We start from the raw sequence: 7,800 nt of genomic DNA, 5'->3' as shown, positions 1-7,800 counted from the left end.
GGACGTCGATGCCCGAGGGGGGCGGCGAAGGGTGGGTCGCGCTGCCCTGAGCCCCCCCGTGGGGGCGTTCGGATCAGTCCTCCCCCGGCGTCGGTGAGGCGAGGTCCAGGACGACGGCGGCCGTCCCGAGCGCCGGTACGTCGACCGGGACGGTGCCGTCCGGGTCCGGCCCGGCTTCACGCGGGGACAGGCCCAGGTAGGTGGTGCGGAAGGCGCGGGCCACCCTGAAGGGGGTGCTCAGGCGACAGGTGACCGGGGTGTCGGCCACCGACTGGAGACGCACCAGCAGACGGCCGTTGTTGGGGACTGTCACCCCGACGAGCCGCACCCTGGGGTCGTTCACCGTCAGGAACCGGGCCTGCGCCGGGACTTCGGCCCGGGCCGAGGCGCGGGCGCGGACCGGGACGAGGGGGTGGCCGGTGACGGCGGCGACGCGCACGCCGAGGGTGTCGGCGTCCTCCCCGCCCGTGCTGAAGCCGACGCTGTAGCGGAAAACGTGGTCGAAGCCCTGCTGAGCGGGGAAGTTGGTGTCCCAGATGTTGTTGTGCACCCAGGAGAAGACCGTGGCAGGCTCCTCCTGCGGCAGCGACTGGGGATAGGGGACGTAGGGGATGGCGATCCCGCCGAGCTGGACGAGCGGGGCGTCCGTCGTGGCCAGTGCGGCGTGGCGGGTGCCGTCGCTCAGGCTGATCCAACGGCGGACGGCGCGCATGTGGGCCGCCGAGCCCGGTACGGTCTCCCGGTCGGTGCCGAGGACGCCGCCGGTGGCCTCCGTGTGCACGACGGGGTGGTCGAGTGCGAAGGGGAAGGCGAAGTAGGCGCTTTCCTTCGTGAGAGTCGCGTCCTTGTCGATGCGGTTCTCGATGTCGATGCGGGCCGCTCCGTGCGGGAGGTGCACCCGCACCCGCAGTCGGCGGGTGCCGGCCGAGGCGCACTCGTAGACGAGGGTGTGCCCGGTGGCGTCGGTCGTGCGGTCGACGAGCGCCGCGGGCGGGGCGGTGCTGCGCGAGGCGAGCAGGTGCATCGAGTCGTCGGCCACGGTCTTGCTGGACTGGTGGTTGAACGCGCCGGGGGTGGCGTACTCGTCGTAGACGTAGCCGTTGAAGCCGACGACGGCGTCCTGGCGGACCAGCTCGCGGCCGGTGGCCCTGTCCACGATCGAGGAGACGCACGCCTCGCGCAGGTCGACCGTCACGCGCAGGTGGTCGTTGACCAGGACGGTGGCGTCGGCGGACCCGAGCGCCGTCCCCTCGACGTCGTGGCCGGCCGGGGACTGTGCGCCGGTGAGGACGTCCAGGCGCACGGCTCCGCACGCCGGCACGTCCGCGACGGGGACGTTGAGGAAGCGGCCGGCCGCGCGGTGGCGTTCGTTGCTCTGGGCCTCCTGCGCGAAGGGCAGCGGTTCGCCGGTGCGGGCGTCAAGGACCCGGACCGGCTCGTCGAGCGCGACCGTGCTCTCCGGGAGGAAGAGCCTGGCGGTCTCGCTCCGCGGCCAGCTGCACGTGTTGACGGTGTAGAAGGACGCCGCCGCGCCGGCGGCGGGGGCGAAGGCCTCGCCGAGCAGGGCGGACGCGGAGTCCAGGAGCGTCTCGGCGTCGTCGTGGGCGCGCATGGCCTGGGCGTACTTCCAGTGCCACTGCTTCTCGCCGGACCCGTGGCCGTGCTCCCCGTGGGTCCAGGGGTCGCCCGCGCCCCAGGTGTGCTCGTTGAACAGCGAGGCGGACCGGTAGACGGCCGGCGCGCCCGTGGTGACGGCCGTGCTGCCGGGGACGCCCATCAGGTGGGCGTAGCCGGCCACGGTCTGCGCCTCGGCGAGGGCCGCCTGGCCGCGCCGGGTGGAGGCGAGCGGGACGGCTCCCGCGCCGACGCCGTCGACCCACCAGTCGCTCCAGTCGCCCCGGTAGGTCTCCAGCCGGTCCCCGACGCGCTTCTCGGCGTCCTCGAAGAAGTCCTGGTTGCGGGAGGCCCGCAGTTGCGGGTAGGCCCACTCCTCGTTCCAGCGGCGCACGGTGTCGGAGATGATACGGCGCGGGGGGCCGTTGTCGGCGAACTTGCCCAGCACGCGCAGGTGCAGCACGTCCCACGGGTAAGGGTCGGCGGTGTCCGGCAGGCCCAGGGCGGGGAAGCCGGGGATGCCGCGTCCCTGATGGGGGTAGGGGAAGCGGGCCAGGGCGCTGAGGTAGGCGGGCAGCAGGTCGTCGACGTGGTCGTAGGACTCGTCGAAGCCGAGGATGGAGCCCTCCATGTAGGCCAGCCCGTGCGGGGTGTCCGTGCGCCAGACCAGGACGCTGTTGCCGCTCGGCGCCTGCCAGCGGAACAGGCGGGGCAGGTGTTCCCCGCCGACCAGGTGGGGCGCGGCGCGGCCCGCCCAGTTGTGCGCCACGGACAGGTGGCGGATGCCGTGGTCCGCGAGGACGTCGGGCAGGCCCACCACCTGGCCGGGCACGTCCGTCTGCATGGCCGTGGTGATGTCGATGCCGTGCCGGTCGCGCAGTTCGGCCACCGGACGCAGCAGTTCGTGCAGTTCGTCGGTGGAGCAGGTCTCGGTGTGCAGGTTGAACGGCATGGCCGTGAGTTCGACGCGTCCCTCGCGCACCCTGTCCAGGAAGCCCTCCACCTGGCGCCGGGGGCGGTTGGCCCGCCAGTCCTGGAAGGAGTGGAACCCCTCGACGGCCCAGCGGAACCGGGCGGGTTCAGGCCAGTCGTCGGTGTCGCGGCAAAGCTCCAGCAGCGAGTCGAGATAGGCGCGGCTCTCGGCCATCACCCGGCCCTGCGGGTCGGTGTAGCCGATGTCGAGGTGGGAGTGCTGCACCAGGTGGAGCGTCCAGTGGCGCTGCGGGTGGGCCTCGAAGGCGAGCAGGGTGCCCTCCTCCAGCTCCGGCAGCTCGATCAGCAGCGGGGTAAGGGCGTCCACCTCCGGGACCAGGAGGCGGGTATCGCCCTCTGGCCCCGGCACGAGCTCGCTGTGGACCGGGGTGCCCCCGCTGGTGGTGACGCGGGCCCTGGTGAGGGTCGGTCGCGGGCGGGCGCCGTCGGGGCTTTCCACCCGCAGCCGTATGGACTGAAGCAGTCCGCCTGTCGCGTCGTGGCGCAGCAGGGGCTCCCCCGACAGCCGCACCCGCAGGCCGCCGAGGCCGACGGTGGTGGCTACGCGCTCCTTGAGGAGGTCGCGCGCGATGTCGGAGTCCCACCAGGACGGCCGGGTCAGCGGTGGCTTGGGCATGTGCGTGGGTGTCCTTTGCGTCGAGGGGTGCGGTGGCGCGGCCGGCCGCGTCAGGAGGACCGGGTGGAGCCAGTGGGCGGCGTCAGGAGGACCGGGTGGCGCAGTGGGCGGCGTCAGGAGGACCGGTGGCGAGGGTGGGTGGCGTCGGCGAGGGTGGCGAAGATCTGGACCATGGCCGACTGGTTGAGCGTCGCGGCCGGCGCGGCGGGGTCGTAGTCGCCGCCGTTCGAGGGCTGGAAGCGGAACAGGCCGTTCGTGGCGTCGCGGTTGGTCCGGTAGGTACTGTCCGCGTACGCGCTCATGGTCTTGAGGTAGGCCCCGTCGGGACGGACGGCGTCCAGGTCGAGCAGGTCCTTGAAGTAGAACGCGTTGAAGACGGCCGGCTGGTCGTGAAGTCGGCTGCCCTCGGTCCAGTACGCCAGGGAGCCGCGGGCGTCCTCCACCGCCCTGCGCAGGTAGCCGGCGTCACCGGTGGCGCGGTGGAGGGCGGTGGCGGTGCCGATCATGGCGCCCGAGTTGTACGTCCACAGCGTCCCGTTGGTGCCGCCGTCGTCGCCGCGGTCGTTGGCGTACAGCCCGGGTGCGGTGCGCATGCACGAGTACACCCAGCCGTACCACTGCTCGGCCTTGGCGAGGTGGGCGGGGTCGCGGGTGTGCTCGTAGAGCCGGGCGGCGAGCTGGGCGGAAAGGGCGGTGACGTTGGTGGCCCGGACGGTGTTGCCGGGACCGTCGTACCAGTCCATGCCGCCGGGGCAGGCCTTGGTGGTGTCGTCGTCCCAGGCCCGGGAGACGACCGGCACGACCGCTTCGGCCCGCTCCAGGTACCGCTCGTCGCCGGTCGCCTCGTACTGGTCCAGCTGGGACAGGGCGACGACGGCGTTGTCGTCGTAGTACACGTCGCCGCCGGTACCCAGGGGGGCGGGCAGGTACGACTCGTAGCCCGGTCGCTCACCGGGGGTGTAGTAGAGCTCGGCCGTCTCGAAGCGCTCGGCGGCGTCGCGACGGTAGGCGGCCCCGGTGCGCGGGAGGTGCTGCATGTCGACGGCCGCCTGTGCGGCCTCGCGGAAGGGCCACAGGTAGGAGTGCTCGGGGTCGGAGGCCTGGCGGGGGGTGTGCTCCAGGTACAGCCCGTGGCGGCCGGGGCCCTCGTACAAGTGCTTCTGCAGGGCCCGGTAGGCGTCGGTGGCGTGGTCGGCCCACTGGGCGGAGGAGAGCGGGCGGGGTTGTGCGGGGCTCTGGGCGTCCGCGGGGGTCCGGGCCTGTGCGGGGGCGGCGGCCCAGAGCAGGCCGGCGCAGAGGACGGGGGCTACGGCGCGGGTGAGGAGCGATCTCGGCATGACGGTGTCCCTTCGCGGTGATGAGGACGTTGAGGGGGAGACGGCGGGCAGGCGTGCCGGCTCAGCGGTGGATCTTGAGGCTGCTGACGAAGAAGCGCTGGGCGGAGAAGAAGAGCAGCAGCGTCGGCAGCGAGACCAGCAGGGCGCCGGCCAGGACGATGGGAGGGCCGACGTTGGAGTAGTTGCCCTGGAGGTCGGCGAGCGCGGCCATGACGGGGCGGATGTTGCGGCTCGTGACCATGGTGATGCCGAACATCAGGTCGTTCCAGACGGCCACGAACTGGAACACGAACACGGCGATCATGGCGGACCGGGTCAACGGGACGTGAATCTGCCAGAACACCCGCCACCACGAGGCGCCGTCCATGCGCGCGGCCTCCACCACCTCACGCGGCAGTGTCAGGGCGTAGTTGCGCATGACGAAGAAGGCGAACGGGACCGCGATGGCCGTGTAGATCAGCACCAGGCCGATCTGGGTGTCGTAGAGCGAGGTGTGCGCGTAGGACAGGAACAGCGGCCTGAGGAAGACCTGGAGGGGCAGGAGGGTGCCGGAGTAGATCACCCAGAACCACAGGGCCTGCCGCCTGACCGGCATGACGATCGTGGCGAAGGCGGCGAAGCCGGCGATCACCGCGGCGGCCACGGCGCTGACCACGGAGTACAGGAGGCTGTTGCCGAGCGCGGGGCCCAGGTCGGCCTTCTCCCAGGCCTGGGACATGTTGTCGAACAGCCCGAAGTCCCGGGGCAGCCAGTGCGGGCTGCCCGTGTAACTCCCGGCGGGTACGAGCGCGTTGACGACCAGGAGCCAGGTGGGGATCAGCCACAGCAGGGCGAGCACCCCGATGACGGCGTTGCGCAGAAGTCGGCCGAGGGGCATCGTCAGTCGCCTTTCACGTCGAGCTGGCGGCGCAGGTAGAGCCAGGAGGCCGCCAGCACGATCACGGTGAGGACGACCGCGATGGCCGCTCCGGCGCCGGGCCGCAGCTCAAGGAAGGTTTCGTTGTACATGGAGACGGCGAGCGTCTCGGTGGCCCGTCCGGGGCCGCCCTGGGTGAGCACCCAGATCAGGTCGAAGGACTTGAGGCCGTTGACCAGGCTCATGCCGATCACGATGATCGAGACCGGACGGAGCTGGGGCAGGACGATGTGCCAGAACTGCTGCCGCCCGTCGGCGCCGTCCAGGGCGCCGGCTTCCAGGGTCTCGGGCGGGATGGACTGGAGTCCGACCAGGAAGAGGATGACGGCGACACCGGTGGCCTGCCAGGCGTTGGCGAGGATCATCACGACGGTGTTGCCGGGCCAGGTCAGCAGCCAGCCCTGGGCCAGCGAGTCGAGTCCCAGGCCGGTCAGGACCTGGTTGACGGCGCCGTCGGTGGTGAGCATGAAGTTCCACACCACCGCGACCGCGGACCCGGAGAGCGCGTAGGGCAGGACGACGCACAGCCGCGCGAGGCGCGAGAAGCGGCCGGCGTTGGTCATGCAGGCGATCGCGAGTCCGAGCACGAAGGGGAGGGCGACCGTGCCCACCACCCACATCAGCGTGTTCTGGATGGAGCGGGCCAGGGCCGGGTCGGACGCGAAGAGCGCGTAGTTGTCGAACCAGCTGAACGGCGAGGTCCGGGTGTCGCTGAAGAAGCCGCGATGGATGGTCCACACGAACGGCGCCAGCAGGAACAGGGTGACGAGCAGGACCGCCGGGGCCATGAAGCCGGCGGCCGCCACCCGTTCCCGCACGGCGACCCACCGGTGGGTCCGGGAGGTGGGCGGGGTGCGCCGGGGGGCAGTGGGTCCGGCGGCGGTCGGAGGGCGTCGGTCGGTCGCAGGAGTGCTCATGCTTCGTCTCGCTTCCAGGCCGCCCATTCGTCGTGCGCACGGTCTTGCATCCGGCGCAGGGTGGTGGCCGGGGAGGTCTGCCCGGCCATGAATCCGCCGAGGTCGTTGGTGTTGCCCTGAATGAGGCTGGGCGGACCGGCCTCCCAGTAGCGGACCAGGGCCGTCCGGCGGTTGCGGGCGATGTCCCGCTGGAGCTCGGCCACCACCGGGTTGCCGGCGCGCACCGTGGGGTTGGCGGAGCTGTCCTGGAGGAAGTCGCTCCACACTCGCTGGACGGAGGGCGTGAGCCAGGCGCCGACGTTGGCCGTCGCCGCCTCGTGCGAGGAGGCGCGGCCGGGCACGACGAAGACCCCCGACTCGGCGATCACGCTCTTGGGCGTGGAGGGCCGCACCGTCGGCAGGATGAAGGCGCCGTAGTCGGTGCCGGGCTTCATGCCGGCGGCCGACATGCCGGAGGCCTGCCAGGTGCCGTGCAGGAACATGCCCACCGTGCCCTCCTTCAGCGCGCCGGGCCCGCGGGCCTGGTCGAAGTCGGGGGGCGTCATCCAGCCCCTGCGCATGAAGTCGTGCCAGATGTCCATCGCTTGGCGGGCCGGTTCGTCGGTGTAGGAGGCCTCGCCGGCCACCAGGCGCCCGTAGAAGCCGGGGTCGACCTTGCTGACCAGTTCCTGGAACCACTCGATCGCGGGCCAGCCGCCCACCTGGCTGGCGAGGAACGGGGTGATCCCGTTGCGCTTGAGGACTTCCGCGCAGTGCAGCAACTGGTCCCAGCTGCCCGGGGCGGACAGGCCCAGTTTCCGGAAGACGGGCTTGCTGTAGAAGAGCACGTAGTACGACTCGTACAGCGGGATGCCGAACGCCTTGCCGCGGTAGGAGACCGCCTCCCGGGACGTGGCACGCACCCACCCCTTGGCCGCGTACCCCTCCCAGACGTGCGTCAGGTCGGTGAGCCCACCGGCCCGCGCCAGGCGCTTGAGCTGGTAGCCCGACGCCCACTTGACGAGGTCCGAGGCCTTCGAGGTCTGCAGGGTCATCTGTACGACCTGCTGGTACGAGGTGACGGACGGATTCGACAGCGGCCGCAGCGCGAAACCGGTGATCTTCTCCAGTTCCCGGCCGGCCGCGCGGTAGCCGTCGTCCCAGGTGGCGTTGTCGTTGGAAATGCTCGTGGTCCCCGGCTGCGCGGATGTGCTCGCTCCCCGTGCGCAGCCCCCCGCCGTGAGGGCGGCCGCACCGGCGGCCGCCCCGACGAGGAGGCGGCGCCGGGCAAGCGGCGCGGTCGCGCTGCTGGTCCTGCCCGATGCTGACATGGATCACCTTCACGGAATCGGGCCACCTGTATGGCCGGATGTGAATCACGGGGCGCGCGGGGCCCGTTGCGGCCCGGAGCTGCCCAGTGCGTGTTGC

5 protein-coding genes are annotated in these 7,800 nt (G+C 71.8%); all 5 read right to left on the bottom strand.

Annotation, left to right across the window (positions count from 1 at the left end):
• Nucleotides 1-73 precede the first annotated feature (73 nt).
• A complete protein-coding gene (locus DMH12_RS03190) occupies nt 74-3,223 on the bottom strand; it encodes a glycoside hydrolase family 38 C-terminal domain-containing protein (RefSeq protein ID WP_125489993.1) in 3,150 nt (1,049 codons plus the stop codon).
• A gap of 113 nt (nt 3,224-3,336) precedes the next feature.
• Nucleotides 3,337-4,560 carry a glycoside hydrolase family 76 protein gene (locus DMH12_RS03185; protein WP_125489992.1) on the bottom strand — a complete coding sequence of 408 codons (1,224 nt, stop codon included), beginning with the start codon at nt 4,558-4,560 and terminating at the stop codon, nt 3,337-3,339.
• 61 nt (nt 4,561-4,621) lie between these two features.
• On the bottom strand, nt 4,622-5,437 hold the full coding sequence (locus DMH12_RS03180; protein WP_185832123.1) for a carbohydrate ABC transporter permease: 816 nt from the start codon (nt 5,435-5,437) through the stop codon (nt 4,622-4,624).
• Between the two features lie 2 nt (nt 5,438-5,439).
• A complete protein-coding gene (locus DMH12_RS03175) occupies nt 5,440-6,393 on the bottom strand; it encodes a carbohydrate ABC transporter permease (RefSeq protein ID WP_125489990.1) in 954 nt (317 codons plus the stop codon).
• Nucleotides 6,390-7,703, bottom strand: coding sequence for an ABC transporter substrate-binding protein (locus tag DMH12_RS03170; RefSeq protein ID WP_125489989.1), 1,314 nt, complete (start codon nt 7,701-7,703; stop codon nt 6,390-6,392). Before DMH12_RS03170 ends, DMH12_RS03175 begins: the two co-directional genes overlap by 4 nt.
• Between the last annotated feature and the right edge of the window lie 97 nt (nt 7,704-7,800).

Source organism: Streptomyces sp. WAC 04229, assembly GCF_003947455.1.
Classification (GTDB): Bacteria; Actinomycetota; Actinomycetes; order Streptomycetales; family Streptomycetaceae; genus Streptomyces.
This window is presented reverse-complemented; position numbering and strand designations above follow the sequence as displayed.

Bases quoted from the DNA above. Each gene is read 5' to 3' on its own strand.
- DMH12_RS03190 (WP_125489993.1), bottom strand. From the start codon at position 3,223: ATGCCCAAGCCACCGCTGACCCGGCCGTCCTGGTGGGACTCCGACATC.
- DMH12_RS03185 (WP_125489992.1), bottom strand. From the start codon at position 4,560: ATGCCGAGATCGCTCCTCACCCGCGCCGTAGCCCCCGTCCTCTGCGCC.
- DMH12_RS03180 (WP_185832123.1), bottom strand. From the start codon at position 5,437: ATGCCCCTCGGCCGACTTCTGCGCAACGCCGTCATCGGGGTGCTCGCC.
- DMH12_RS03175 (WP_125489990.1), bottom strand. From the start codon at position 6,393: ATGAGCACTCCTGCGACCGACCGACGCCCTCCGACCGCCGCCGGACCC.
- DMH12_RS03170 (WP_125489989.1), bottom strand. From the start codon at position 7,703: ATGTCAGCATCGGGCAGGACCAGCAGCGCGACCGCGCCGCTTGCCCGG.